The 25,007-nt window shown below is 41.4% G+C and carries 22 protein-coding genes; 13 read left to right on the top strand and 9 right to left on the bottom strand.

Annotated elements, in window-relative coordinates; all coding sequences use genetic code 11:
* Positions 1 to 36: 36 nt before the first annotated feature.
* The gene (locus tag I6758_RS13000; RefSeq protein ID WP_196605674.1) at positions 37 to 1,470 is read right to left on the bottom strand and encodes a sugar porter family MFS transporter; all 1,434 of its coding nucleotides are present in this window, start codon (positions 1,468 to 1,470) and stop codon (positions 37 to 39) included.
* 310 nt (positions 1,471 to 1,780) lie between these two features.
* On the bottom strand, positions 1,781 to 2,638 hold the full coding sequence (locus I6758_RS12995) for a helix-turn-helix domain-containing protein (RefSeq protein WP_231038717.1): 858 nt from the start codon (positions 2,636 to 2,638) through the stop codon (positions 1,781 to 1,783).
* 192 nt (positions 2,639 to 2,830) lie between these two features.
* Here I6758_RS12995 and I6758_RS12990 point away from each other — a divergent pair, with 192 nt between their 5' ends.
* From I6758_RS12990 to I6758_RS12950, 9 genes are all read left to right on the top strand, one after another.
* Positions 2,831 to 3,751 carry a TIM barrel protein gene (locus I6758_RS12990; RefSeq protein WP_196605672.1) on the top strand — a complete coding sequence of 307 codons (921 nt, stop codon included), beginning with the start codon at positions 2,831 to 2,833 and terminating at the stop codon, positions 3,749 to 3,751.
* Positions 3,752 to 3,997: 246 nt separating this feature from the next.
* The gene (locus tag I6758_RS12985; protein WP_231038667.1) at positions 3,998 to 5,059 is read left to right on the top strand and encodes an ABC transporter substrate-binding protein; all 1,062 of its coding nucleotides are present in this window, start codon (positions 3,998 to 4,000) and stop codon (positions 5,057 to 5,059) included.
* A 15-nt stretch (positions 5,060 to 5,074) separates the two neighbouring features.
* Entirely contained in the window at positions 5,075 to 5,923 is an 849-nt protein-coding gene (locus I6758_RS12980) for an ABC transporter permease subunit (RefSeq protein ID WP_196605671.1), read from the top strand.
* A gap of 1 nt (position 5,924) precedes the next feature.
* Entirely contained in the window at positions 5,925 to 6,656 is a 732-nt protein-coding gene (locus tag I6758_RS12975) for an ABC transporter ATP-binding protein (protein WP_196605670.1), read from the top strand.
* Positions 6,657 to 6,680: 24 nt separating this feature from the next.
* Positions 6,681 to 7,859, top strand: coding sequence for a mandelate racemase/muconate lactonizing enzyme family protein (locus I6758_RS12970; RefSeq protein WP_196605669.1), 1,179 nt, complete (start codon positions 6,681 to 6,683; stop codon positions 7,857 to 7,859).
* Between the two features lie 509 nt (positions 7,860 to 8,368).
* A complete protein-coding gene (locus I6758_RS12965) occupies positions 8,369 to 9,544 on the top strand; it encodes a type III PLP-dependent enzyme (RefSeq protein ID WP_196605668.1) in 1,176 nt (391 codons plus the stop codon).
* Between the two features lie 42 nt (positions 9,545 to 9,586).
* Entirely contained in the window at positions 9,587 to 9,742 is a 156-nt protein-coding gene (locus I6758_RS12960) for a hypothetical protein (RefSeq protein WP_196605667.1), read from the top strand.
* A 173-nt stretch (positions 9,743 to 9,915) separates the two neighbouring features.
* A complete protein-coding gene (locus I6758_RS12955; RefSeq protein WP_196605666.1) occupies positions 9,916 to 11,367 on the top strand; it encodes an aminotransferase class I/II-fold pyridoxal phosphate-dependent enzyme in 1,452 nt (483 codons plus the stop codon).
* Positions 11,364 to 12,035: a dTMP kinase gene (locus I6758_RS12950; protein ID WP_196605665.1), complete on the top strand. Its 672-nt coding sequence runs from the start codon at positions 11,364 to 11,366 to the stop codon at positions 12,033 to 12,035. Before I6758_RS12955 ends, I6758_RS12950 begins: the two co-directional genes overlap by 4 nt.
* Positions 12,036 to 12,181: 146 nt before the next feature.
* Here the strand turns inward: I6758_RS12950 and I6758_RS12945 are convergent, their stop codons facing one another.
* The 7 genes from I6758_RS12945 to I6758_RS12915 form a co-directional block, all read right to left on the bottom strand.
* On the bottom strand, positions 12,182 to 13,345 hold the full coding sequence (locus I6758_RS12945) for an iron-containing alcohol dehydrogenase (RefSeq protein WP_231038716.1): 1,164 nt from the start codon (positions 13,343 to 13,345) through the stop codon (positions 12,182 to 12,184).
* 24 nt (positions 13,346 to 13,369) lie between these two features.
* Positions 13,370 to 14,854 carry an aldehyde dehydrogenase family protein gene (locus I6758_RS12940; protein WP_196605663.1) on the bottom strand — a complete coding sequence of 495 codons (1,485 nt, stop codon included), beginning with the start codon at positions 14,852 to 14,854 and terminating at the stop codon, positions 13,370 to 13,372.
* Positions 14,855 to 14,864: 10 nt separating this feature from the next.
* Complete coding sequence (locus I6758_RS12935) at positions 14,865 to 16,898, bottom strand: acetate--CoA ligase family protein (RefSeq protein ID WP_196605662.1); 2,034 nt, start codon at positions 16,896 to 16,898, stop codon at positions 14,865 to 14,867.
* A 17-nt stretch (positions 16,899 to 16,915) separates the two neighbouring features.
* Positions 16,916 to 17,527 carry a 2-oxoacid:acceptor oxidoreductase family protein gene (locus I6758_RS12930; RefSeq protein WP_196605661.1) on the bottom strand — a complete coding sequence of 204 codons (612 nt, stop codon included), beginning with the start codon at positions 17,525 to 17,527 and terminating at the stop codon, positions 16,916 to 16,918.
* 5 nt (positions 17,528 to 17,532) lie between these two features.
* The gene (locus I6758_RS12925) at positions 17,533 to 19,392 is read right to left on the bottom strand and encodes a thiamine pyrophosphate-dependent enzyme (RefSeq protein WP_196605660.1); all 1,860 of its coding nucleotides are present in this window, start codon (positions 19,390 to 19,392) and stop codon (positions 17,533 to 17,535) included.
* Positions 19,393 to 19,514: 122 nt separating this feature from the next.
* Positions 19,515 to 20,489, bottom strand: a complete 975-nt coding sequence (locus I6758_RS12920; RefSeq protein WP_196605659.1) for a C-terminal binding protein — start codon at positions 20,487 to 20,489, stop codon at positions 19,515 to 19,517.
* 122 nt (positions 20,490 to 20,611) lie between these two features.
* Entirely contained in the window at positions 20,612 to 21,649 is a 1,038-nt protein-coding gene (locus I6758_RS12915) for an ABC transporter substrate-binding protein (RefSeq protein ID WP_196605658.1), read from the bottom strand.
* A 745-nt stretch (positions 21,650 to 22,394) separates the two neighbouring features.
* Between I6758_RS12915 and I6758_RS12910 the strand changes: the two genes are divergently transcribed.
* Genes I6758_RS12910 through I6758_RS12895 form a run of 4 tightly spaced genes read left to right on the top strand, consistent with a single transcriptional unit; the run spans position 22,395 to position 24,985 of the window.
* Positions 22,395 to 22,808 carry a PTS sugar transporter subunit IIA gene (locus I6758_RS12910; protein ID WP_196605657.1) on the top strand — a complete coding sequence of 138 codons (414 nt, stop codon included), beginning with the start codon at positions 22,395 to 22,397 and terminating at the stop codon, positions 22,806 to 22,808.
* Positions 22,808 to 23,281, top strand: coding sequence for a mannose/fructose/sorbose PTS transporter subunit IIB (locus I6758_RS12905; protein WP_196605656.1), 474 nt, complete (start codon positions 22,808 to 22,810; stop codon positions 23,279 to 23,281). Before I6758_RS12910 ends, I6758_RS12905 begins: the two co-directional genes overlap by 1 nt.
* 51 nt (positions 23,282 to 23,332) lie before the next feature.
* Complete coding sequence (locus I6758_RS12900; RefSeq protein ID WP_196605655.1) at positions 23,333 to 24,139, top strand: PTS mannose/fructose/sorbose transporter subunit IIC; 807 nt, start codon at positions 23,333 to 23,335, stop codon at positions 24,137 to 24,139.
* Between the two features lie 15 nt (positions 24,140 to 24,154).
* Positions 24,155 to 24,985 carry a mannose/fructose/sorbose PTS transporter subunit IID gene (locus tag I6758_RS12895; RefSeq protein ID WP_196605654.1) on the top strand — a complete coding sequence of 277 codons (831 nt, stop codon included), beginning with the start codon at positions 24,155 to 24,157 and terminating at the stop codon, positions 24,983 to 24,985.
* Positions 24,986 to 25,007: the final 22 nt, after the last annotated feature.

The following is a 25,007-nucleotide window of genomic DNA, read 5'->3' as shown; positions in this document are numbered from 1 at the left end:
CTGATTACTATTGATAATAAACTGTCGGTAAGGACGTCAGCTGATATTGCTTTTGGCAGCACCGGCAATACTGTCGCCGGAAGTGTTTTTACCGCCATATTCCTTTACAAAGAAACGTTCAAGTTCTTCCAACGAATGCCCTCGTGTTTCGGGAACATATTTTATTACAAAAATAATAGAAACAACGCTCATGGCAGCAAAGGTGAAAAAGGTGTTGGCCAGGCCAACGCCTACGAGCAGCATAGGAAATATGAGTCCTACGCAAAAATTTGCTATCCACAAGACCATTACGGCTATACCCATGCCCAGACCGCGCAAACGCAATGGAAAAATCTCAGAAATAATCAACCAGTTTACAGGACCGATGAGACCTTGGAAGAAGGCAAGATAGATGATTATTGAACCGAGTGTGACGAAGGGAAGCAGGCTGCTGCCCTGCATAAAAAGTGAAGTCATGCCAATGACAGCCAGCATGACGGCTACTCCGACCAAGCCGGTCAATATCATGGGGCGACGTCCGAAGCGATCCATCATCGCTATGCCGCAGCACATCGCTATGAGCGAAATGGCGCCATTGCCTATATTGCCGATAAGAGCGGCTTCTGTGCTGAAACCTGAGGTTTTTAGTATCTCTGTACCGTAATACATAATGGAGTTGATACCGGTGAATTGATTGACCAGGGCCATTCCAATACCAATGAAGATCAGATGTCTCACCCAGGTAATACCAAGGTCCTTGACAGTCATTTGCTTAATAGCCGCTTCCTGGTCAAGTGTATTTTTTATGTCTGCTATTTCTTTTTCTGCCTGTTCGGCAGATCTTATCAGATTGAGTACTTCAATGCCTTTAGTCATTTTATTTTTACTGATGAGCCAGCGAGGGCTTTCCGGCATACGCAGCATGCCAACACCCAGTATGACAGCAGGTATGGCGGCTAATGCCAGCATATACCTCCATATGCCGCCGCTCTCTCCAAAATTGATACCTATAACTGCATTGAAGAAGAATGCCAGCAATTGACCGGAAACGATCATTACTTCATTACGGGTGACGATTTTGCCGCGCCTGTCAGCCGGGGCTATTTCAGCCAAATAGGTGGGAACATTGACAGAGGCACCACCAACGGCAAGCCCCAGAACAAAACGGGCTGTTACCATAGAGGCGACATTGGGGGACATTGAGCAAAATAGTGTTGCGGCAAAAAAAAGTACTGATAAAAATAACAAGGTTTTTTTTCTGCCGTACAGATCTGTCACTTTACCGATGCCGATAGCACCAACAGCGGCTCCCAATTGCAGAACGGCCACAACTAAACCTTGATGAAAAGCGTCCAGATTCAGCTGATCCGCTGCTGACATAAACGGAAGCGCGCCATTTACTACACCTGTGTCATATCCAAATAACAAGCCTCCGAAGGTGGAAACAAATATCATTGTTGATAAATTTTTCTTATAATTTAGTGGATGCATAGTTCCTCTCCCTTTTGCATTAAACAAAAATATCTTAAAATAAAGATTATTCAATCTAAAATTTTGAAAATAATATGAGTAAGGTACGTACACTACTGATATTTTTTTGATAAGTTCATGATAACATTATGATAAAAAAATGTCATTGATGCATTTTGCTAAAAAATATACATTTCTTGCTGTGTTTTATTTAAATTTGAATTAAGCAATTTTAGTTTATTTGTTTAAAATAAAAAATACACACAAAGAAATTTGATTTCTTTGTGTGTATTTGAGGGAATAGGCTGATAAGTTAAAGTATGCGGCAGAGTCAATCGATACTTTTTTGATAAAATACTTTCCGAAAATTGTTTGGTGTAATATTATTAGCTTTTTTAAAGGCTCGGATAAAATGTGAGGAACTTTGAAATCCGGTACGCAGGGATATAGTTTCTATGTCCTCAAATGTATATATGAGGATTTTTTTAGCGGCTTCAAGACGAGTGCTTAAAAGATAGGTATGAGGGGATAAATGCATGTATTTGCTGAAAAGGCGGGTGAAATAGTAGGTGCTGAGGCTTACATGAGCAGCGATGTCATTGACGGATATGGATTTGCTGTAATTATTCTGAATGAAACTGAGGGCTTCCCGGATCGTTTTTTCCGCCGGCGATTCAAGCACAGCGGGAGGAGCCGAAAGTTCGCACAGGATACTGTAAATGTTGTGGGAAATAGAAAAAACATTGGAATCTTTTTTGTGTATTTCATTTAGTATGCTGTCAATATAGGGTTTTATTTTCTTCGTGTAATTTTTCTTGAAAAGGCCGGTGCCTCCATTTCTTTCATATATATAGTTAAGCAGGGGCAGCGTATTTTTACCATTGAAATGAAACCATTTTACTACAGCTTGCCTGTCTGCCCAATAAAGATTTTTTTCACGGCAATTCAGCAATACTGCTTCATTGGCTTTAGCGGTAAAAGTTTTGCCGCGCAGAACAAAATTCAGTTCACCGCTTACAATATACTGGAGCATAAAAGCATCCATATAGCTTCGGCTGACACGATAAGGGCTGTCCAGAGAATACACGGCACCCCATAAAATATAAAAAAGATTATCCTGTGTAAAAGAATCTGAAGAACAAAAATACACTCCGTCACGTTTTATTATGCCTGGTTCAGTATGAATCATCAATTACACCATCCTAAGCAAAAAATGTATATTAAAAGGCAAAAAATACATATTAGCGTTATTATTGCTATTATAATATAAATTGATATAATAAACAATATATTCAATTTATTAGTAAAACATAAAAACAAAATAATATTGGAAAAAGTGCATTTTGAATATAAATATATTTTGCGAAAGGAAGGGAAGCGGATGTCTTATCAAAATCCTCTGTTTCTGGGTATTTCTCCGGATCTGTGGAAATATGATGGTTTTGCAGGATCGGCTGGCGTAAATATTTCACAGCAAATACTCAGTGAAGCAGCTTTGACGGGATTTGAAGGGGTGGAAATAGATGATAACGGTCGATTTTTGGATACTGATATGCTGAATTATCATCTGTCATTAAGAAATCTATCAGCTGCAGGACGGGTGACGGGAATAGCTGCCGCGGCGGATAATTGTAAAGGTATTGTGTCTGACTTTCATGTAATGCTGAAAAAAATGGTTTCTTTGGGAATGAAGTATTTGGTTGTGAGAGAAATGAGTCATAACATATTTTTCACCGGAGAAGCTCTGCTTGGTTACAGAGCTTTTTTAAAGAGAGATGATTGGCTGCATCTTAGCAATAATCTTAATGAGCTTGGAAAAATTGCTTCCTCTTATGGAATAAAAATGTGTTTTCAGCCGCACATCTGTACGGTTATACGAACACTTGAAGAAATCGATCAGTTAATGGATACAACAGATGAGCGATATGTAAAGCTTTGTCTGGATACAGGCAATTTGTTTTTGCAGAACGCAGTTGTGCAAACAATCAAAAAATTTGGCAGCCGCATAGCGTACGTGAGGTTGCAGGATATGAGATTGAAGGAGCTGAAAGGATGCAGTAAAAGAAATGCCAGCTTTTCCGAAGCTGTATCAGCGGGATGTTTTACAATTCCGGGCGACGGAGAAATAGATTTTGTCGAACTTTTCCTGGCCCTTGACAAGATTGGTTATTCAGGCTGGGTGACGGTAGATGCAGGACGGCAATCAAATGCAGCTGATTCTTTTGAATATTTATTGAAAATATATCATTATATGCAGGCACTGCTCGGTTTTCGATTTACTAATAATAGAACGGAAGAATAAAATATTCCTATAATTATTTTTTAATGTCGCCTGCACGACTTACTTACTGAGGATTTTGTGATACGATTTTCAAATATTACAGTTAATTATATATTGACTTCAATCTTTTTATTATAATCTGGGCTAATTAGAAAACTAAAGGCCGGAATAAACGCAGGTGTGTTTATTCCGGCCTTTAGTTTATATAATAAGGAGCATTATCAAAATAAATTACTTTACAATAAAAGACAAGGGGAAATTTAGCAAATGAAAAAAAATGCATTAATATTTGTACTGATTACTATATTATCAATTATTTTAACTGCATGCAGCGATCAGGACATGGGCGAAAAGCAATCATCCTCACCGACTAAGGAGACTGTATTTACTCCTTCAAATAAATACAATAATGAATTGACAGGTGTCACGCTAAGCATCGGTACGGCATCATCGGATCTTGCGCAGTCGATACTTGTAGCCGCCGGATTGGATAATACGCCATATAAAGTAGATTATCATCAGCTTAGAGGGGGCAATTTGGTCCTGGAAGCGATTGCTGCAGGACAGATAGATGCAGGTTCAGGAAGCCAGATACCGCCTATTTTTGCATCCCTGAGTAAAAATGGAGGAAACTTTAAAATAATTGCCATCAGAAAGGGCAATACATTGAATCAGGAGTTGATAGTAAGCCCTCAAGCAAAGGACAGCATAAAAACGGTGGCTGATTTAAAAGGTAAAAAGGTTGCTTATGTCAAAAATACTACGGCACAATATTTTCTATATAAAATGCTGACAGATGCAGGGCTGAAATGGGAGGATATAGATTCTCTGCCAATGACTACATCTGATGGTTTATCGGCTGTAGTGACAGGTGATGTTGATGCATTGGCAAGCTACGATCAGTCCATCATACAAGCGAAGGAAAATGGCGCAGTAACTCTCAGATCAGCGGAAGATGTACTTTCAGGAGATTTTTATTGGTATGCGGCATTTAATACTATCAATGATCCGGCGAAGCATGCGGCGCTGGTAGATTATCTGGAGCGGATAAATGAGGCGGATGAATGGGCCCGCCAGCATCCCGATGAGTGGGCTCAGGCTTATGCGAAGGAAACAAATCAAAAAGTGGAAGATTATAAAAGAATTTTTGAAGCGGGGGAAAAGCAGCGAAAAGGAAGAATAGCCCCTGTAGACAGTGCAACAATAGCATCAGAACAGGATATTATTGATAGTTTTTATAAGCTGGGAGCATTAAAGCAGAACATTGATGCAGCAAGTTTATTTGACAGATCCTTCGATAAAGAAATTTCTAACTTCAAGGTGTATTGATTGGGAGGATTGTAAATGGGAAATAGTGTTGATTCAGCAACTGCTCTTGTTTCAAGAAAAAAAATATTAGGCAGCAAGGGAAAGTCAAGGGAAATTTTATTAAAAGGCACTGGTAATCTGTTGTTAATATGGAGCATACCTATTATTCTTTTTTTGTTTTGGACATGGCTATCGTTAACGGGGTATCTTAATCGACTTTTTCCCACACCTGATGAACTGTTAAGAACAACGGTGCGTCTGATAGAAGACGGTACATTGGCCTTGAACTTGGAAGTCAGTTTGATAAGAGCATTCACAGGACTTGCGATCGGCGGGAGTACAGGTTTTATTCTGGGAATATTGACAGGGCAGTTCAGCTTGGTTAATAAAATATTAAATACACCTATTCAGATGATTAAAAGTGTACCACGGCTTGCTATACTGCCATTGGTGTTGATTTGGTTCGGTATTGGAGAAACTTCAAAGTTGATTTTGATAGCGCTGAGTACATTTTTTCCCATATACCTTAATACCTTTCATGGCATCAGATCTATTGACAGAGACTTATTGGAAATGGGGAAAATATATGGCCTTTCATCCTGGGAAATGTTTAAAAATATTATTTTCCCAGGAGCGATATCTTCTATAATGATAGGTTTTCGGCAGTCACTTGGTGATACATGGCTGATCTTGATCGTAGCTGAGACGATTGCGGCAAAATCAGGGATCGGCTATATGGCAACGAACGCCAGAGAATATATGATGATGGACGTAATTGTATTGAGCATGGTAATTTATGCGTTATTAGGATCGTTGTCTGACCTGATTGCGGTCACTGCCACAAAAAAAATGATGCGATGGAATCCAGCTTACAGGAGGACTTGAAATGTCAGGATATTCGCTTGAGATACGGCATCTTACAAAAAAATACGGTGATACAGAGGTATTAAAAGACATTGATCTGACAATAAAGCAGGGGGAATTTGTGGCACTGATAGGTAAAAGCGGTTGTGGCAAAAGTACATTGCTGCGTGCTGTTTCAGCATTGACAACCATCACAGGAGGAATAATAAAAATAAATGGAAAGAGTGTCACGGCTATCAATCCGGAAGTAAGATTCCTTTTTCAGGATGCCAGACTTTTGCCGTGGAAAACTGTTTTGCAGAATGTAGTGCTCGGTTCACCGACACGGAGCCGCGAAGCTGCTGTTGCAGCTTTACAGTCGGTTGACTTGGAAATGAAAGCCAATTTTTGGCCGTCAGATCTTTCAGGGGGACAAAGGCAAAGAGCTGCTTTGGCAAGAGCGCTTGTAGGAACTCCTAAGATACTGCTTCTGGATGAACCGCTAAGTGCATTGGATGCACTTACACGCATCAATATGCAGAAACTTATAGAAGCCCTTTGGCAGAAAGAAAATTTTACAGTGGTTTTAGTTACACATGACGTAAGTGAAGCAGTATATCTGGCTGATCGTGTTGTTCTGCTTGAAGACGGTCGGATCGGGCTTGATAAAAAAATAGAACTTTCACGTCCCAGAATAAAAGATAAGGATTCGGCATATTATGAAAATCTTATACTTAATTATATTTTAAAACCAGCAGAAGCAAGTGCAGTATAAAAAAGAAATGGGGATCATTAATTTATGAAAATAACACAGATAGAAATATTTCATGTTCACAGACGTCCAAAATCAGGGCAAAGACCAATTTTAGTAAAAATTTCTACTGACGAGGAAGGTCTTTACGGCATAGGAGAAGCAGGTATGGCCTATGGGGCGGGTGGAAGCGCTGCTGTAGGGGCGATCAAAGATTTTGGTGAATTGATTCTTGGCAGAGATCCGTTTGATACGGAAGCTATATGGGAGCATCTGTTTAAGAAGACTTTTTGGGGTCAAGGCGGAGGAACCGCCATATTTTCAGCAATTTCTGCGTTGGATATAGCCTTATGGGATATCAAGGGGAAATTTTTAAACGTTCCTGTTTATAAATTGCTGGGAGGTAAAACAAATAAGAAATTGCGTACATATGCATCACAGCTGCAATTCGGCTGGGGACCAGTCAGAGGTGCCAGAGGACCAAAAGAAGAATATGCCGCTGAAGCCGAAAATGCGTTGAAAGATGGATATGATGCAATTAAAATAGATGTTCTTGCTCATGACAGAAATGGCAAAAATATTGATAAATTGGAAGGGCCGCTGCCGTATGCACTGATCGAACTGGGAAAAGAAAGAGTAGAGATAATACGAAAAACTGTCGGACCATATGTAGATATAATTATTGAAAACCATGCTAATACAGATTTGGTGAGCGCAATCCAATTTGCTAAATCTATTGAAGAGTATAATATTTTTTTCTATGAAGAGATCAATACACCTTTGAATACCGAACTTCTAAGACATGCAAAGCAAAAAATCAATATTCCCATTGCCTCTGGTGAGAGAATATATTCACGCTGGGGTTATACTCCCTATTTCAAAGATAGATCTATTGATGTTATCCAGCCGGATTTAGGTTCCTGCGGCGGTTTTTCAGAATTTAAAAAAATCGCAGATACGGCTCATACTTATGAAATATCCGTACAAGCTCATGTGGCGGGGACTGGAGTGGCAGAAGCGGCAGCGCTTCATGCTGAAACAAGCATACCAAATTTTTGCATTCATGAGCATCATCAAAAAACTTTACTGCCAGAATACCAGGAACTTTGCAAATATAATTATCAGCCTGTCAATGGATATTTTATTGTACCAGAATTACCGGGGATAGGTCAGGATATAACGGAGACAGTATACAAAAAATCCGATTATACAGTAATCAAGGCATAATATAAAAATTATGTCATTATATGCTGGAATAAGGGCAATAAAAACTTATTCCGGCATTATTTTTTTTTGGAAATTTTCTGTTTATTCGCTCTGGCAAAATTGAAATAATGTGAACTGCATTATTTTTTTTGGAAAAGATACGATTTGCAGTAAATTTTGATTGATTTTTTGCTGCTGTCGTTATATATTTATTAACAGTTATTGCGAAGAACAGTCTGCATATTTCATACAGATTTTTTGTTTGGCATTGATTAAAAACGTGTCGGCAGTAAATAGGAAAATTTCGTAAAATTTTTGTATTTTATGAAGGATTTTCTTTGTAAATGACAAAATAACAAAGGAATAAATTTATGGCGGTATTGCCATGGTTTATAAATAGCGAGTGAGGCGTCTTTTGTATTGAAGGGTGAAACCCGATGTGCAAAAGGTAGCTCTGTGGAAAGATGGAGCCAGTGCCTGTCCGCAAAGAATAAATACAATAATTGTATGCAGAGAATAAGGGGAGTGTTATGAAAAGTTTCAAATTAACAAAAGAACAGGCGGAAATTTTAGTAAATAAGTACCCTACGCCTTTGGCGGTCATTTCTACCGATCAGGTAGAGAAAAATTATCGATTTTTATTGGATAATATGCCGCGTGTACGTGTGTTTTATGCCATGAAGGCAAATCCTTCCCCTATAATCATTGAAAAAATGATTGATATGGGATCCAGCTTTGATGTTGCCTCTGACGGAGAGATCCGAATGCTGCAGTCTATGGGAGTGCGCGGAGAAAATATGATATATGCAAATCCTATAAAGACAGTGCAGGGCCTGATGGCTGCAGCTGAGGCCGGTGTCAATAGATTTACCTTTGACAGTGAGAGGGAAGTCTACAAGATGGCTGAATATGTTCCTGATGCGGAAGTGCTTCTGAGAGTTCGCATAAAGAATGCTAAAGCACTTGTTAATTTGAATGAAAAATTTGGCGCTGAGCCTGAGAATGCTATTTCGTTGCTGAATCTGGCCAGAGAACAAGGATTAGATCCGGTAGGGCTGGCCGTTCATGTGGGCAGTCAGACTTTGTCTACCGAACCTTATTATGAGGCTTTTTCTCTCTGCCGCGGGATTATTGATGAAGCTAGGCAGTTAGGATTTTCTTTAAATATATTGGACATAGGCGGCGGGCTGCCGGTACCGGCGCCGGACACCTGTGTTAATCTGGAGAATATGGTCAGGGAGATAAACGCGGGATTGGATAAATTTTTTCCCGATATTGAAATATGGGCGGAACCAGGACGATACATCTGCGGAACAGTAATGAATGCGATCACACGCGTGATCGGTAAACAGATACGTGATGGGAAGATCTGTTATTATTTGGATGACGGAGTGTATGGAATATTCTCCGGGGTATTTTTTGATCATTGGGAGTATGAACTGAACAGCTTTAAACAGGGAAAGATGCTGCCGTCGACTTTTTTTGGACCGAGCTGTGATTCTCTTGATGTATTGACCAAAGATTATCCGTGTCCAGATCTGCAAATAGACGATATTGTGGTGGCCAGCGATTGCGGTGCCTATACGGTTGCATCTGCGACTAATTTCAATGGTTTCGCCAAAGCGCGTGTAATTCATTGGGAGAAGGAAAAAGAGCGATTAGGTACTGCAGCAGAACAGAAAAGTGATTGTGAGGCTGTTGTTTGAAAGTTATGGGGGTGGGGTCATATATCAAGCATAATAAACGCATTGATAATAGCTGCGGTGCTGGTATTTGTCTATTATGATATGATGCATGGCACTGGGGCGTCAGGTTTGAACAATGTTTTTGTATTGGGAGCTGTAGGTGTGGCTGTTTTGATTGCTGCAGTAAAAATATTTTTGGCAAAACGCAGAAAAAAATAATGGTGCATTCCCGCAGTGTCTTCCTGAAAGAAGAGTATTGTCGGTAAATTTGACAGAAGGCCGCTTAAAATTAATAAATGATTTTATGGCGGTCTTTTTATATTGCGATAATTGGAATAAGAATCCGGGCAGCCTGAATTTTATTGTTGTAGAAAGAAAGTGAGGTAAAGCTTATGATGCAGGAAGACGCGCCGCTTTTTGCGGCTATGCAGAAATATGTGAATGATAAGGCTGTTGCTTTTCACACACCAGGGCATAAACAGGGAAAAGGTGCAAATGAGATATTAAAAAAAATAGTGACACCTATGGGATTGAAAATGGATGTTTCTCTCATGGAAGAATTGGACGATTTATTTGCACCGGAAACATGCATAAAACAGGCTCAGGACTTAGCTGCTAAACTTTATGAGGCCGATGAGAGTCTTTTTATGGTGAACGGTACGACCGGAGCTATTCATATCATGCTTTTTTCCGCACTTGCTCCTGGCGATAAGATAATCATACCAAGAAATGTACATAAAAGTGTTTTGGGAGCAATTATCCTTTGTGGAGCTGAACCAATTTTTATCGAACCTGCAATCAATACAGATTTAGGTATAGCGATGGCTGTACAGACTGAGTGTGTGGAAAAGGCAATAGCAGCCAATAAAGATGCAAAGGCTGTTTTTTTGGTATATCCAACTTATTATGGTGTTGCCTGTGATATAAGAGAAATAGCGGAAATCGTCCACAAGAACGGGATGCTCCTATTGGTGGATGAGGCGCACGGCCCCCATTTGAAATTTTCTGAAAAACTTCCTGTGCAGGCAATGGATGCGGGAGCAGATATGGCAGCACAAAGTACGCATAAAATATTGGCGTCTTTGACGCAAACTTCAATGCTGCATATAAAATATAAACGGGTAGATATAGAGCGTGTACATATGGCAAATTCATTACTGCAGTCCACAAGTCCTAATTATCTTTTGCTGGCATCGCTTGATGCGGCCCGCAGACAAATGTCACAAAAAGGAAAAATGCTTATAGACAACGCAGTGCGTCTGGCCGAAAAACTGCGTGAACGGATAAATACAATAGCAGGTTTATATTGCTTTGGAACAGAAGTGGCTGGCAGTGAAGGGTGTTTTTCCATCGATCGGACTAAAATAACGGTAACTGTAAAAAAACTGGGAATTACAGGTTATGAGGCGGAAAAAATACTGCGTCACAAATACAAAATTCAATGTGAGCTTGCCGACATGTATAATGTTTTATTTATTATATCCCTGGCTGACAGTGAAAGAGAAACAGAAATTTTATATTCCGCGTTGGCTGAGTTAGCAGATGATCATAGCGGGAAAATAAAGGAAGCTGTTGCGGATGAGGTGGATATACCATTGCCGATAGTAAGAATGACACCGCGCCGGGCTATGTTTGCCGCTCATGAAAATATTGATTTCATAATGAGTGAAAATCGTATTTGCGGCGAGACTATAACCTTTTATCCGCCGGGGATTCCGCTTATTTATCCGGGAGAGATAATTTCCGACAAGCTTATAGAATATATAAAAAAAAGGCAGCAGGCAGGCGCAAAAATAGTTGGTCCTGCTGATACCAAACTGCATACGATAAGGGTGATCAGATGAAAGGTAAATTAATCATAATAGAAGCGGGCGATGGTTCGGGCAAAGCAACGCAGACATCCTTACTTTATAAGCGTCTTGTAAGTGAGAAAAAAAAGGTTTGCAAAGTAGAATACCCCGATTATAAAAGTGAGTCTTCCGCTTTAGTAAAAATGTATCTGCGGGGAGATTTCGGCAAAACGGCAGAAGCGGTGAATGCTTATGCCGCATCAACATTTTTTGCCGTGGACAGATATGCGTCCTATAAAACAAAATGGAAAGAGCAATATGAAAATGGAGCCGTGGTAATCGCGGACAGGTATACAACCTCCAACATGGTGCATCAGGCAGTGAAAATAAAAGAAATGAAGGAACGCAGTAACTTTCTGGACTGGCTTTTTGATTTAGAATTCGGTAAGATGGGATTGCCGCAGCCTGATATGGTCATTTTTTTGGATATGCCGCCGCAGTTTAGTGATGAACTTTTGAAAGTACGGGGAGCTTCATCGGGCGGAAATGATATACATGAAGCGGACAGAGACTATCTGCATCACTGTTATCGTGTGTATAAAGATATCTCAGCAAAGTATGATTGGAAAAAAGTCGATTGTGTTAAGAACGGGAAAATCAGATCTGTAGAATCAATACATGAAGATATATATGCCATGATAAAAAGTTGTGTGAATTTTTAATTTGATAGATTCGATCTGAGAAAATATAATGCAGACTAAACAGCGGGACTGTGCACCATACTTATCGTGTGCAACAGTCCCGCTGTTTAGTTTGAAGGTTTCTGTTTTTTATTAGTATCTGTTCCTCTGGGAGAGGATAGCCGAAATTATAACTTCAGCATTTTATAGTAAAACGCTTCGACATCTTCCTGCGTCACTGGCTGGCGGGGCGATCCCTCTATATCTATTTCCAAAAGCGCCTCCCTGCTCATTTTAGTAATTACGGCTTTGTCGACAGCGCCGATATCCAGCTTCATATCCACACCCACAGCGGTAAATAATGTTTTGATCTTTTCGATCAATCCGTCGGCAGCTTCGTCCGCCGGTACTTCATGTGCGAGCGGGTCAATATAATCCAAAATCTGCTTATACTGTTCGGCGCAGACATCACGCGTGTATTCGATGTTGGGGATTTGTGCCACTCCTACGCCAAGCCCGTGAGGAACACCATATGAAGCCGACAGCGGACACGAGACCGCATGCGGTAGTACACAGCCGTTTTTTGACTGTGCGATCCCGGCATACATTGAAGCCAGCGCCATATATATACGTGCTTCTTTGTCACCGCTCACTGCCTTGGGAAGATATTGGAAGGTCAGTTTAATGGCTTCCTTGGCAAAAAGATCCGCCATGATGTTTTCCAGGGTCGCGATATATGCCTCCAAAGCATGTCCCAGAACATCCAGACCTGTATTGGCGCATATAGAAGCAGGCATTTTATATGTCAGCTCCGGATCTACATAGGCATATTTGGGAAGCAGTATTGAAGAATACATGACATCCTTTATATTATCGGTATCTATCAATACGATGCACTCGGAGACCTCTGAGCCGGTGCCCGATGTCGTCGGTACAGCTATAACCGGTAGCAGCGGATGCTCCGGCACTTTGGCATTGTCCTTTCGCAGATACATATAATCCATGATGCCGCCTTCGTTGGTGGCAATTACCGCGGCACCCTTGCCTACATCCATGGAGCTTCCTCCGCCGATGGCAATAATTATTTCGCAATGCTCTGCGCGTATCTGTTTTGCACAGCTGTCTACACTCAGAACACTGGGATTGGGTGTAAAATCATCGAAAATGCAGTAAGCTATATTATTTTCTGTCAAAGCCGCGCATATCTCATCGGCAATATGCAGCTTTCTGAGATCTTTGTCTATCACCAGCATCGCTTTTCCGGCATTTTCTGCCTTGACACTTTCGGCAATATCCTTTGTTTTTCCCGGACCGAATTCTATCTGCACATCATGCTTGTAAGTAAATGGCATAAACACAACGAAAACCTCCCGCGCTTATAATTTAGGTGTAAACCAGCCAGTAGGCGCCGGTTCCAAATTGATATTGATCTGCTTGACCTCGGTAAATTCGTCCAATCCATAGGTGCCAAGTTCACGGCCGATACCGCTTTGCTTATAGCCGCCCCATGGAGCTTCATTGTAGACAGGACTGAATTCATTGATCCAAGTAATGCCCGCACGTATTTTTTTTATTACCTTCAGTGCTTTGGCGCCGTCTTTGGTAAATACACCGGCGGCCAGACCATAAGCGGTATCATTTGCCAGCTCTATAGCATCATTTATCGTATGGAATTTTTGCAGACACAAGACAGGTCCGAATATTTCTTCTTTCACGATAGTCATATCCGGTGTGCAGTCACCAAAAATAGTCGGTTCGACAAACCAGCCTCTGCTCAGTTCTCCCTCCATGGCTCTGCGCCCGCCGCACAGCAGTGTCGCGCCCTCTTTTTTACCTGTTTCAATATAGCCGATCACTTTTTCCATATGGCTTTTACTGATAAGAGGACCCATCGTGGTATTCTCTGCCAGTCCGTTGCCTAATTTTATCTGCCCGGTATATTCAACCAAGGTCGCGGTAAAGCTGTCATATATAGTATCCTGTACCAAAATGCGGGAACCGGCCGAACATACTTCACCCTGGTTGTAAAAAATTCCGAAAGCCGCATAATCAACTGCCGTGGCAATATCGGCGTCGTCAAATACCACTACCGGCGATTTGCCGCCGAGTTCAAGGCAGATGCCCTTTACGTTGTTTGCCGCAGCGCGCATAACACTGCTGCCCGCTTCAATGCTGCCTGTGAATGCTATTTTTTCCACATCTGTATTTGCCGCCAATTCGTCACCCACATCTGCGCCGCTGCCCAATACCAGATTGACCACGCCTTTGGGAAAGCCTGCTCTCTCCATCATTTCAAAAAGCATTACTGCCGACAGCGGCGTATAGCTCGCCGGTTTTAAAACGACGGTATTACCCGCTGCCAGCGCAGGCGCCAGTTTCCACATTGCCAGCGATATCGGAAAATTCCATGCCACGATCATTCCCACCACGCCGATAGGTTCGCGTACGGTCATTGACTGAACATTGGGATTGGGAACGGCATAGGTCTGTCCTGAAGGTTTTGTGCAAAGTCCTGCATAATAACGCAGACAGGCTGCACTGTCGTAAACGTCATAACTTGACTCGGTCAGAGTTTTTCCATTGTTCATTGTTTCTACACGGGCTAATTCATCGACGTTTGCTTCCATTTCATCAGCAAATTTATTAAGCAGTTCAGCACGTTCACCGGCTGTGCTGTCCCACCAGCCGTCCTCATAGAAAGCTCTTTTCGCCGCTTTCACGGCTGATCGGGCATCAGCACGAGTTCCCTTGGCAACAACCGCTATCTGTTCTCCCGTCGCGGGATTGATGATCGCGGTAGTATCACCCGAAGATGACGGTACCCATTCTCCGTCTATATACATCTTTTTTATTTCCGGCATTTTCTCCACCTCAAGCTTCATTATCGGTTACAATACGCGCATCGACTGCTATTACTCCATCTTCATAGGCAAAAACAGGATTCAGATCCATTTCCCGTATATTAGTATATTTAAACGGAAAATAAGATAATTCGGAAATGGTTTTTGCCAGAAACTGCATATCAATGCTTTTACCGCCGCGTATTCCCTCAAGCAATTTATATGATTTTATACTTTTGATCATTGTCAGGGCTGTTTTTTCATCGACGGGAGCGACCTTGAACACAACATCCTTCAGCACCTCCGTGTAAATTCCGCCCAAACCGAACACGACTACGGGGCCGAAAGAAGCATCATTGGTCAGTCCGATTATCACTTCTCGTCCTAAATCAAGCATATGGTACATGATTGCGCCGCGAAAATCACGTCCCTCAGCGATTTTTTCCAGAGTCTTAAACGCTTCCCTGGCTTTGTTAGGACTGTCTATGCCCAGCAGCACTCCTCCCACATCAGATTTATGTATGATCTGCGGAGAAACCACCTTCATAACCACCGGCCAGCCCAATTCTTCACCGGACTGAGCCGCTTCCTCAGCCGTATGTACAAATGAATACGGCGGGACAGAAATATTATTTTTTTGCAGCAGTTCCTTGACATCCGGCTCCAATAAATTATTCGGAAGCACTGTACCGACCGTCGGTATACTGGAAGCTTCAAAAGTTTTCCCAAGCTTTTTACACTTATAATATTGGGCCATCTTGGCAAACACCTTGACAGCGCGCTCTCCCGATATAAAGGCTGGAATTCCCTCCTGTTCCAATCGGTCAAGCGATTCATTCATATCTGTACCTACGCTTAAAGAAACCGCAATGGGCTTACCCGTACTCTTACCCGCCTGTATAATGCCTTCCGCTATCGGAGCTGATTTCAAATACGGTGTTCCGATATAGAGTGCGACAGCTGCATCGTATTCCTCCAGTGCGTTCGCAAGAGCATCCCGGTACTGTTCACCGGTGCCCTCTACCGTCAGATCCACCGGATTTTTGATACTGGCAAAGGACGGCAGGAATTTTCCCAATGTCTCCTTCATATTTTGACTCGGTTCGGGCAGACTCAGCCTGACCTCCTCTGATTTATCGGTAGTCATCACTCCCGGTCCGCCGGAATTAGTGACTATGAGTACACGTTCTCCTTTTATTTCCGGCAGTGCCGAAAAGCCTCTGCATATATCAAATAAATCTTCCAGACTTTCCGCACGGACAGCACCGCACTGTCCCAGTGCGGCATCAAATACCGCATCCACACCTGCCATGGAGCCGGTATGGGATAGTGCTGCACGCTGACCGGCGCTGCTGTGCCCGGCTTTTACTATAACCACAGGCTTGATTTCGGTCAATTCCGACAATACCTTCATAAAAGCACGTCCGTTTTTTACCGCTTCCATATAGATGGCAACAACCTTAGTTTCGTCATCGGTTTTCATCCATTCCAGAAATTCCATCATGTTGAGATCAAGTCCGTTGCCGAAGCTGACAAATTTGGAGATGCCGATTTTCTGAGCTTTGGCCATGGACATCAATATACCGCCGACGGCGCCGCTTTGAGAAATTATTGCTATATTCCCCTTTGGAGGACGTGTTTCCAAAGTCGCCAAAAGATTGCTGTGAGTATTGACGACACCTGCACAATTCGGTCCCACAAAACGCATGCCGTACCTGCTGGCAATTTCTAAGAGTTCCTGCTCCCCCTGAACATTTCCGGCTTCGGAAAAACCTGATGTTATAATTGCCGCGGCCTTGATGCCGGCTTGACCGCATTCTTCAAGAATATCCTTGACTATCGCAGCAGGTGCGGCAATCACCGCCAGCTGTACCTGTCCTTTTAATTTAAGTACGGAGTCACAGCCGGGCACATTCTCCATCCCCTGAGCTTTGGGATTAACGGCATAGACATTGGGCATATTGCCTTCTTTGAGTCTGTTTATGATGACTGCCGCCAGCTTTCCCGGTTTTACGGAGCCAAACACGGCAACTCCCGCAGGATAAAATAAATCCTGATAAATCATATGCAATGCCTCCAATATTATAATGCTGTTTTTATTTCCGAATGCATTCCCTTTTCAATGGCAAAAACGTTGCTCTCAGCTACCTTCGGCCATTTTTCCGTTACTGCCTTCACGACATCGTCCTTAGAAATTATTTCTTTTAACCGCGTGCTTTGCAAAATACCACCCAGTATATATATATTATCCCTTATCCGCTTGCCTTGATAAAGCGGCAGATCGGTATTGGAAAGGCATTTGACCGCTCCGCCGGCCTGCGTTACTTCCTGCCATACTTCTTTCAAAGTCGGATACGGTGCCTTGCCCAGCATAACGGCCGTCGGCTCCCAGCAATTGTCATAGAGGAAAAATTCTCCGCCTTTTTTCAAGTATTTCACGGCCTTAAGTGATTCGGAACGTTCCATTGAAATAACCAGATCAGCACTGTTCTGAGGGATATCCGGCCCAACGTTGCTCCGTCCGAACCGCAGCTGTACCTTTACAAAACCGCCCCGCTGTGCCATACCTTTAGTCGGGTAATAATTGACGGGCATCTCCCTGGTAAAGGCGACACTGGTTAAAATATCAGCTATAGTCAATACGCCCTGTCCGCCTACCCCTACAATGTAGATATCATATTTTTTTATTGACATAATTATTACTGCTCCTTTACTAATGCATCAAACTTGCAAACCTGAGTGCAGATACCGCAGCCGTTGCACTGAGCATAATCGATCGAAATAGTGTTGTCAGCAAAAGCAATGGCCGGACAGCCCGTAATATTTATGCATTGCTTGCAGTTAACGCATTTTTCCAGATCAAGCTTAATTGCCGAATATTTAATTTTTCTCCTGTTTGATTGAATCGCACACTCGCGCCTTGCCAGAATAACGCTCACACCCTGGTATTGCATCGATTCCGCTATAGCCCGTGCCGTTGTATCCAAGTCATACGGATCGATAACATGAAAATCTTCTACACCTAATCCTTCTACTACTTTTTTCAAATCAAGCTGTTTCCAGCTGCCAAGCTGGAAATCCTGAGCCGTTCCGGGATTTATCTGCATGCCGGTCATGGAGGTCCAGCCGTTGTCCATTATAATAACGGTCAAATTTGCATTATGCTGCAGAGCATTCACCAGCCCTGCCATACCGGCATGGAAGAAGGTTGAGTCGCCGATCGTCGCCAGCACCGGATTTTTGGTACCGCCGTATACCAGTCCCTGAGCCAGCGGAATGCTTGCTCCCATGGAAACCTCTGTCCACAGCGCGTTGAAAGGCGGCGTCGTACCCAAAATCGTACAGCCTATGTCGCCGGTGACAACGACCTCGCTCTTTTTCATTTTCAATTTGCTTATGGCATTCTGTATCGATATATATGTGCCGCGGTGCGGACAGCCGGCGCAGACGGTTATAGGCCGTGCCGCACATTTCTTTTCCGGTGCCGTATCCGTATTCTCCGGTAGAGCGGGCAGTGCTGTATTTAATAGTTTGCATATGCCGTTTACCAGATTATCGGCATCATAATAGCCGATGCGTGAATATGTGCCGTCATTTTTACCCAATATATCCACTTTGACGCCAAGCTTGTATGCGTTAAGATATACTCGGTTTTCCAGATAAGGCTCCAGCTCTTCAGCCACCAATACTCTGGTGCAGTGCTTCAAAACAGCATTGATTTCATCATCCGGATATGGCAGTGTATTATGCAGTTTCAAAACGGAAATATCGTCCGTTTTTATCTGATTTTCCTCTAATATATCAAAAGCTTCATCGATATAGCTGTTGCCCACACCCACGGAAATAACGCCGACTCCTTTAGAAGTTTTCAGACAAAGACTGTTCAGGCTGCTCTCGGCAATATATTTCCCTGCCGCATCCAGCCTTTCTATCAGCGCCTTGTGCTGATTCATACAGATCACCGCACCGGCCTTGGTATACTTTTCCATATTGTGTTCGAATAGCGGATGATCCGTTTCCGGTAAAATACGTTCTTCGATTTCCACCAGACCGTGCGATTGCGATATGCTTGTGACCGAACGCAGAAATACCGGACCTTGTATCGCTTCGGCCAGCTCAAAGGCGTATTTTGCCATATCATACGATTCCTGCAGATTAGACGGTTCCAGCACCGGCATATCGGACAGCAGGGCAAATCCTCTGCTGTCCTGCTCAGACATTCCCGCACTCACACCCGGATCGTCGACCACATAAACCACCAAACCGCCGGTACAGCCGGAATATGCAATGCTGATAAGGCTGTCATAGGCCACGTTGACACCGGTCATTTTCATAGCGCACATTGTACGATACCCTAGCAGAGCACCGCCGGCAGCCACTTCAAAAGCAACTTTCTCGTTTGTGCTCCATTCTACATGGGTTCCCTCTATATCCATTTTTAAAAGACTGTCGATCATTTCCGTAGATGGCGTTCCGGGATAACCGGCCACTGTTTTGACTCCGGCGGCCAAAGCACCGTACGCCACGGCTTCGTTGCCACTGATAAGTTTTTTAGTCATTTTTGTATTATTCCTTTCACCCAATAAAGCTTGTTAATGAATATCGTTTGATAATTAATCTTTCCAGTATTTTGCATCAGCAAAGGGCCATGCGATGCAGCGGCTTTTCAATGACTGATTCTCTATTTATCTATTACCAAATCGGCACCATCCTGATGCAGCAAAACTTTCACCGCATTAACTGCGGCACGGCGCTGCAGTTCTTCCAGAGCCTCTTCTGAATAATAGGATATATGCGGTGTTATATGAATATCATCGTACTTAAGAATATCCTCATCTGCCGCCGGAGGCTCGTTCGCCAGAACATCCAAAAAGGCGCCCTTGATCTGCTTGGTACGGACGGCCTGCAGCAGTGCCGCCTGATCGACTATTCTGCCTCGGGCTGTATTGATCAAATAACTGTTGCTGTTCATTTGAGCGAAGTGCTCCGTTCCGAAAAAATTTTCCGTCTTTTTTGTATACGGCATATGAATACTGACAAAATCAGCTGTTTGCAGTCCTTCCGCCATGGAAATATATTCTGCACCGCATTCGGCGGCCTTTGCGGGAGTCAGGGAAGGACTGTATGCCAGCACTTTCATTCCCAATGCAGCAGCTTTTAGGGCTACCTTCTGCCCTATGCGTCCCAGCCCTATGATAAAAAATCTGACTGCACTGAGGCGATGCACACGCATATTCAGAGTCGGCATGCCCCACTGTCCGTCAATGACCTTTGACTTGAATCCCATGACCGGCTTCTTTATGCTGCATACGGCAGATATTATATAATCGGCAATATCCTCATCACAATAGCCGGGGATATATCCCACGGCTATATTATTCTCTCCGGCTGCCTTTAAATCTACATTATTATAACCGGTTCCATAATTGGAAATGATCCTGCATCTTTTCAATTTTCCTATCAGGTCGCGATCCATCGGTATGTTGATCTGACTGAGTACCGCATCGGCCAGCGGAGCAAAAACTTCTGCATCCTCACGGAATGTCTTATATGTTGAATAACGTATGTCATAGGTTTTTAAATATTTTTTGAATATACTGTTTTCAATATTATAGTTGGTCCATTCATCATCAATTATCCATAATAATGGATGCATCTCAACCCATCTCCCTGTGTTTCCAATATTCATCCCCAAAATATTTGCCCCTGAATATAATTTAAATTATTAAAAATTATAATGATAAACATTTTTTGCAATTTAAAGTATTTTATAAATTGCTATTCATTGGAAACTGCGGCTTTATAGTAGCTGTCAGATACCAAATCTGTACCTTTTATTGGATTAGTAGTAAGCTTCATTTTTATCCATAAATCGGATGCCTTCTGGGCTACTTCAGCCATTTTACCGTTTAACAGATAATTGTTGGTCATATCTTTATCGAAGTATTCAATATTAGGCAATTGAGCTTTGAATTCTTCGGGTGTCAGATTCTGACTTTTAGCCATAATCGGTATGGCATCGTCAGGATTATCCTTGGCATATTGAACAGCGCGGAGCCAAGCTCTTATTATCCCTTGAATAGTTTTAGGGTATTGTTTTGCAAAGTCACTATTGATCGCTAATGCGTCGACAATTACACCCGGATATTGTTTGCTGCTGACCAGAGTTTTACCGAAGGTGGTGGCATTAGCTTTTGAAAGCCAAGGTTCCCATGTAACGGCGGCCTCAACATTACCGCCAACAAAAGCAGAACCAGCATCGCCGGCAGTCATGTTTTTAATATCAAAATCTTTCATGCTGAGTCCCTGTTCATCAAGCATTGTATTGAACCAAAATAAAGATGCTCCGCCGGTGGTATCAAGTGCTATAGATTTTCCCTTTAGATCGGCTAAGGTATTATAGCCTTTTTTTGCCACTATTCCGTCGCCACCGTTGGAGTTGCATAAGGGCAGCACAGAATTGATGTCTAAACCGGAAGATTTTGCCATGACCTCTGTATCTATGGTCTGTGCCATTCCCTGTATCTGCCCGGCTTTAGCAGCCATCTTTAAGTCACCTGCCGATTCAATCACACGAATATCCATATCAATGCCTTCGTCTTTAAAGAATCCCTTTTCCAGAGCTAAATGCAAAGGTGCATAACCAATCCAGGTTGTAGCCCCCAGTGTTACTTTACCATTATAAATTCCTGCAGCTGCTGCATTTTCTTCTGATGAGTTGTTTTTTGCTGTTTTTGTATCACCACATCCAGAAAAAAATATTGACATGCCAACAGCCATAAACATAATTACCGCTTTAACTTTTGAATATTTCATGTTATCCCATCCCTTCATCTCTTTTTAATTATTATTAAGATTTATATAAATCATATCGCTGCATTAATAATAATTTCATTTATACAGCGACATAAAAAATGGCACTTACCCGATATGGGTAAGCACCATTGCTTATATGTGCCCATTATATATTCACTATGTTTGAATTGTCAACTATACAATATTAAAATAATTTATAAAATATTTTGTTCTATTTTAAAACATCTATGTATTGTAAATATAAAACTGATTTTGCTTTTATATTATACGGCGGGATAATATTATATATACATTATTATAACTTTTTAGTAATATTTAATGTCTGTATAAATTTATATAAAAAATGATAAAATATTTGCTGTGTTTTGGATTTGTCCTTATCAGGCTGGATGAAAAGCAAAATCGTGATGTATTATCCGGTGAATCCATGCAAGAAAAATTCAGGGGCACTGGCTGTATTTGAAAAACTCAAATGACAATGGCTAGAAAACGTGTAAAGATTTGGTCGCAGCCTGATTATGACAGTGCCAGAGAGTATGACAATTCTTTCAAATTCAAAGTTGCCTTGAATTTGGTAAACTACTATTGATGCTAACTACAAAAAAAAATTCTTTTAATTATTTATTGACAAAACTTTATTCTCTAAATATAATATAAGTAAATCAAAACTATTTTTCATGTCATTGAAATAAGAGAAATAAAATTTCAAATATAAAAAACAATATTTTATTATTAAGGAGAGTATATGAAAATAATATTAGCATCACATGGTCATTTAGCCAGAGAACTTCTTAATTCTGCAGAAATGATATGTGGAAAACAACAAAATATCGGTGTTATAGAATTTATACCAGGAGATGATTTAGATAAATTAAAAAGAAAATTTTCAGAATGTATGGATGATTCCGTAGAAATATTAATTATAACTGATATATTTGGCGGTACACCATATAATATTGCAGCTGGATTTGCATTGCAAAACAAACTCTGTATGGTTATTGCCGGTGGGAGCCTGCCAATGCTTCTTGACGTTCTAACACTTTGCAGTGGAGAAAATATTTCTGCAAAAAAATTAACAGAAATTATTTTATCGAATAAGATCAATTATGTTCGTTTTTGTGAGAAATTATCGCATTTATCAGAATTGGAGGAACTATAATGATAATAAAATTGTGTCGAATTGACGATCGTTTAATTCATGGACAGGTAGCTACGGTGTGGGCAAAAACTGCAAATGCTGAAAGAATAATAGTTTGCAGTGATGAAGTAATGAATGATACTATTCGTAAAACTCTTATATTACAGGTTGCACCTCCTGGTATTAAGGTCAGTGTAGTAGATGTTGAGAAAGCAGTTCGCGTTTATAAAAATCCAAAATATAAAGAAGATACAGTATTTTTTTTATTTATCTGCCCACAGGATGTCTTGCGGATGGTTGAGGAGGGAGTACCCATAAAAAGTGTTAATATTGGAGGTATGTCTTTTAAAAATGGGAAAAAGCAGATTACCAAAGCTGTATCAGTAGATGATTGTGATAAGGAAACATTTAAAAAATTGCATAAATTAGGAATAGAACTTGAAATACGTCCGGTTGTAAATGATATAAAAATAGATATTATGACCAAAATTTAAAAAAATTATTAATCCGACGGTAAATATCATTTTTGAAAGAAGGTTTAAGTTATGGTGCTGAGTACATTTCAAATTATTTTACTTTTTTTAGTTGCTGCTGTCGCAGGAATGGGAAGTGTTTTGGATTCTTTTCAAACACACCGGCCTCTGGTTGCATGTACTTTGGTGGGGCTGGTTTTGGGAGATATTACTACGGGAATTATTTTGGGAGGAACTTTAGAGTTGATTGCTCTGGGATGGATGAATATCGGTGCTGCACAGTCACCGGATTCAGCATTGGCCAGCATTATTTCCGCGATGCTTGTTATCATCGGTAACCAGCCAATTGCAACGGGAATAGCGATTGCCCTCCCTGTTGCTGCTGCCGGACAGGTTTTGACAGTTATTGCCAGGACAATTACGGTCATGTTTCAACATGCTGCCGATAAGTATGCCGAAAGTGGTAATTTCAGAGCAATTGATTTCTGCCATATCGGTGCATTGGTCATACAGGCATTGCGTGTTTCCATTCCTGTTTTGTTGATTGCATTATTTGTTAGTCCGGCAGGTGTACAAAATTTATTAGCATTAATTCCTGCTTTTATAACTACAGGTCTTAAAGTAGCCAGTGGATTTATTGTGGTTGTAGGATATGCCATGGTCATAAATATGATGGGAGCAAAATATCTGCTGCCATTTTTTTTCCTTGGTTTTGTGATTGCCGGTTTTACTACGTTTAATTTGGTTGCTTTCGGCGTTTTAGGCCTTTTCTGCTCTATTGTTTACGTACAGCTTAACCCTAAGTTTCAGATGAACCAAACGGCAGTAGCTGATATTTCTTCCGCGTCCAACAGTATTGATGATGAATTAGATAATTAGGTAAGGAGAATTCATATGGATATTAAAAAAAGTTTAACAAAAGGCGATTTAATCAACATGTTTATAAGAACAAATTTCCAACAAGCTTCTTTTAATTTTGAGAGAATTCATGCGCTGGGGTTTTGCTTTAATATGATTCCCGCAATAAAAAGATTATACAGTTTGCCTGAGGATCAAACTTCTGCTTTAAAAAGGCATTTATCATTTTTCAATGTTACGCCTGCGTGTGTTGGACCCGTACTTGGTGTTACGGCAGCTATGGAAGAAGCAAAAGCTAATGGTGCTCAGATTGAGGAAAGTGCTATCAATAGCATTAAGATTGGTATGATGGGGCCGTTTTGCGGTGTTGGTGATCCAATTTTCTGGGGAACGCTCAGACCAATAACTGCTGCATTGGGTGCTTCTATTGCATTAACGGGAAGTGTTCTGGGACCAATTCTTTTTTTTACATTATTTAATTTAGCCAGATTGGCTGCATTGTGGCTGGGTTTATTTTATGGTTACAAGAAAGGGTTAGATCTGGTCTTAAATGAACTGAAGGGAAATAAACTGCAGAAAATCACAGAAGGTGCTTCTATTTTGGGATTTTTTGTTATGGGAGCGTTGGTTTCAAAGTGGACGGTAATCAATGTTCCTGTTGTTATCTCACAAATAGCATCACCCGATGGTTCCATAATTACAACAACGTTGCAAAATATTTTTGACCAGCTCATGCCGGGGTTATTAGGATTAGGCTTGACTCTTTTGGTATGTAAGCTATTAAAGATGCGGATCAGTCCCATTATGCTTATATTTATGTTGTTTGCAGTTGGGATAATAGGTTCTGCACTGGGAATATTGGCATAAAATAATTACTATATTTATGAAG

The sequence above is a fragment of the Pectinatus haikarae genome, assembly GCF_015732185.1.
GTDB lineage: Bacteria > Bacillota > Negativicutes > Selenomonadales > Selenomonadaceae > Pectinatus > Pectinatus haikarae.
This window is presented reverse-complemented; position numbering and strand designations above follow the sequence as displayed.

Excerpts from the sequence above, each read along its gene's own strand:
- I6758_RS12970 (WP_196605669.1), top strand. The coding sequence starts at position 6,681 with ATGAAAATAACACAGATAGAAATATTTCATGTTCACAGACGTCCAAAA.
- I6758_RS12935 (WP_196605662.1), bottom strand. The coding sequence starts at position 16,898 with ATGATTTATCAGGATTTATTTTATCCTGCGGGAGTTGCCGTGTTTGGC.
- I6758_RS12980 (WP_196605671.1), top strand. The coding sequence starts at position 5,075 with ATGGGAAATAGTGTTGATTCAGCAACTGCTCTTGTTTCAAGAAAAAAA.
- I6758_RS12975 (WP_196605670.1), top strand. The coding sequence starts at position 5,925 with ATGTCAGGATATTCGCTTGAGATACGGCATCTTACAAAAAAATACGGT.
- I6758_RS12990 (WP_196605672.1), top strand. The coding sequence starts at position 2,831 with ATGTCTTATCAAAATCCTCTGTTTCTGGGTATTTCTCCGGATCTGTGG.
- I6758_RS12965 (WP_196605668.1), top strand. The coding sequence starts at position 8,369 with ATGAAAAGTTTCAAATTAACAAAAGAACAGGCGGAAATTTTAGTAAAT.
- I6758_RS12915 (WP_196605658.1), bottom strand. The coding sequence starts at position 21,649 with ATGAAATATTCAAAAGTTAAAGCGGTAATTATGTTTATGGCTGTTGGC.
- I6758_RS12920 (WP_196605659.1), bottom strand. The coding sequence starts at position 20,489 with ATGCATCCATTATTATGGATAATTGATGATGAATGGACCAACTATAAT.
- I6758_RS12950 (WP_196605665.1), top strand. The coding sequence starts at position 11,364 with ATGAAAGGTAAATTAATCATAATAGAAGCGGGCGATGGTTCGGGCAAA.
- I6758_RS12910 (WP_196605657.1), top strand. The coding sequence starts at position 22,395 with ATGAAAATAATATTAGCATCACATGGTCATTTAGCCAGAGAACTTCTT.
- I6758_RS12945 (WP_231038716.1), bottom strand. The coding sequence starts at position 13,345 with ATGCCATTTACTTACAAGCATGATGTGCAGATAGAATTCGGTCCGGGA.
- I6758_RS12930 (WP_196605661.1), bottom strand. The coding sequence starts at position 17,527 with ATGTCAATAAAAAAATATGATATCTACATTGTAGGGGTAGGCGGACAG.
- I6758_RS12925 (WP_196605660.1), bottom strand. The coding sequence starts at position 19,392 with ATGACTAAAAAACTTATCAGTGGCAACGAAGCCGTGGCGTACGGTGCT.
- I6758_RS12995 (WP_231038717.1), bottom strand. The coding sequence starts at position 2,638 with ATGATTCATACTGAACCAGGCATAATAAAACGTGACGGAGTGTATTTT.
- I6758_RS12895 (WP_196605654.1), top strand. The coding sequence starts at position 24,155 with ATGGATATTAAAAAAAGTTTAACAAAAGGCGATTTAATCAACATGTTT.
- I6758_RS12900 (WP_196605655.1), top strand. The coding sequence starts at position 23,333 with ATGGTGCTGAGTACATTTCAAATTATTTTACTTTTTTTAGTTGCTGCT.
- I6758_RS12955 (WP_196605666.1), top strand. The coding sequence starts at position 9,916 with ATGATGCAGGAAGACGCGCCGCTTTTTGCGGCTATGCAGAAATATGTG.
- I6758_RS12905 (WP_196605656.1), top strand. The coding sequence starts at position 22,808 with ATGATAATAAAATTGTGTCGAATTGACGATCGTTTAATTCATGGACAG.
- I6758_RS13000 (WP_196605674.1), bottom strand. The coding sequence starts at position 1,470 with ATGCATCCACTAAATTATAAGAAAAATTTATCAACAATGATATTTGTT.
- I6758_RS12985 (WP_231038667.1), top strand. The coding sequence starts at position 3,998 with ATGAAAAAAAATGCATTAATATTTGTACTGATTACTATATTATCAATT.
- I6758_RS12940 (WP_196605663.1), bottom strand. The coding sequence starts at position 14,854 with ATGCCGGAAATAAAAAAGATGTATATAGACGGAGAATGGGTACCGTCA.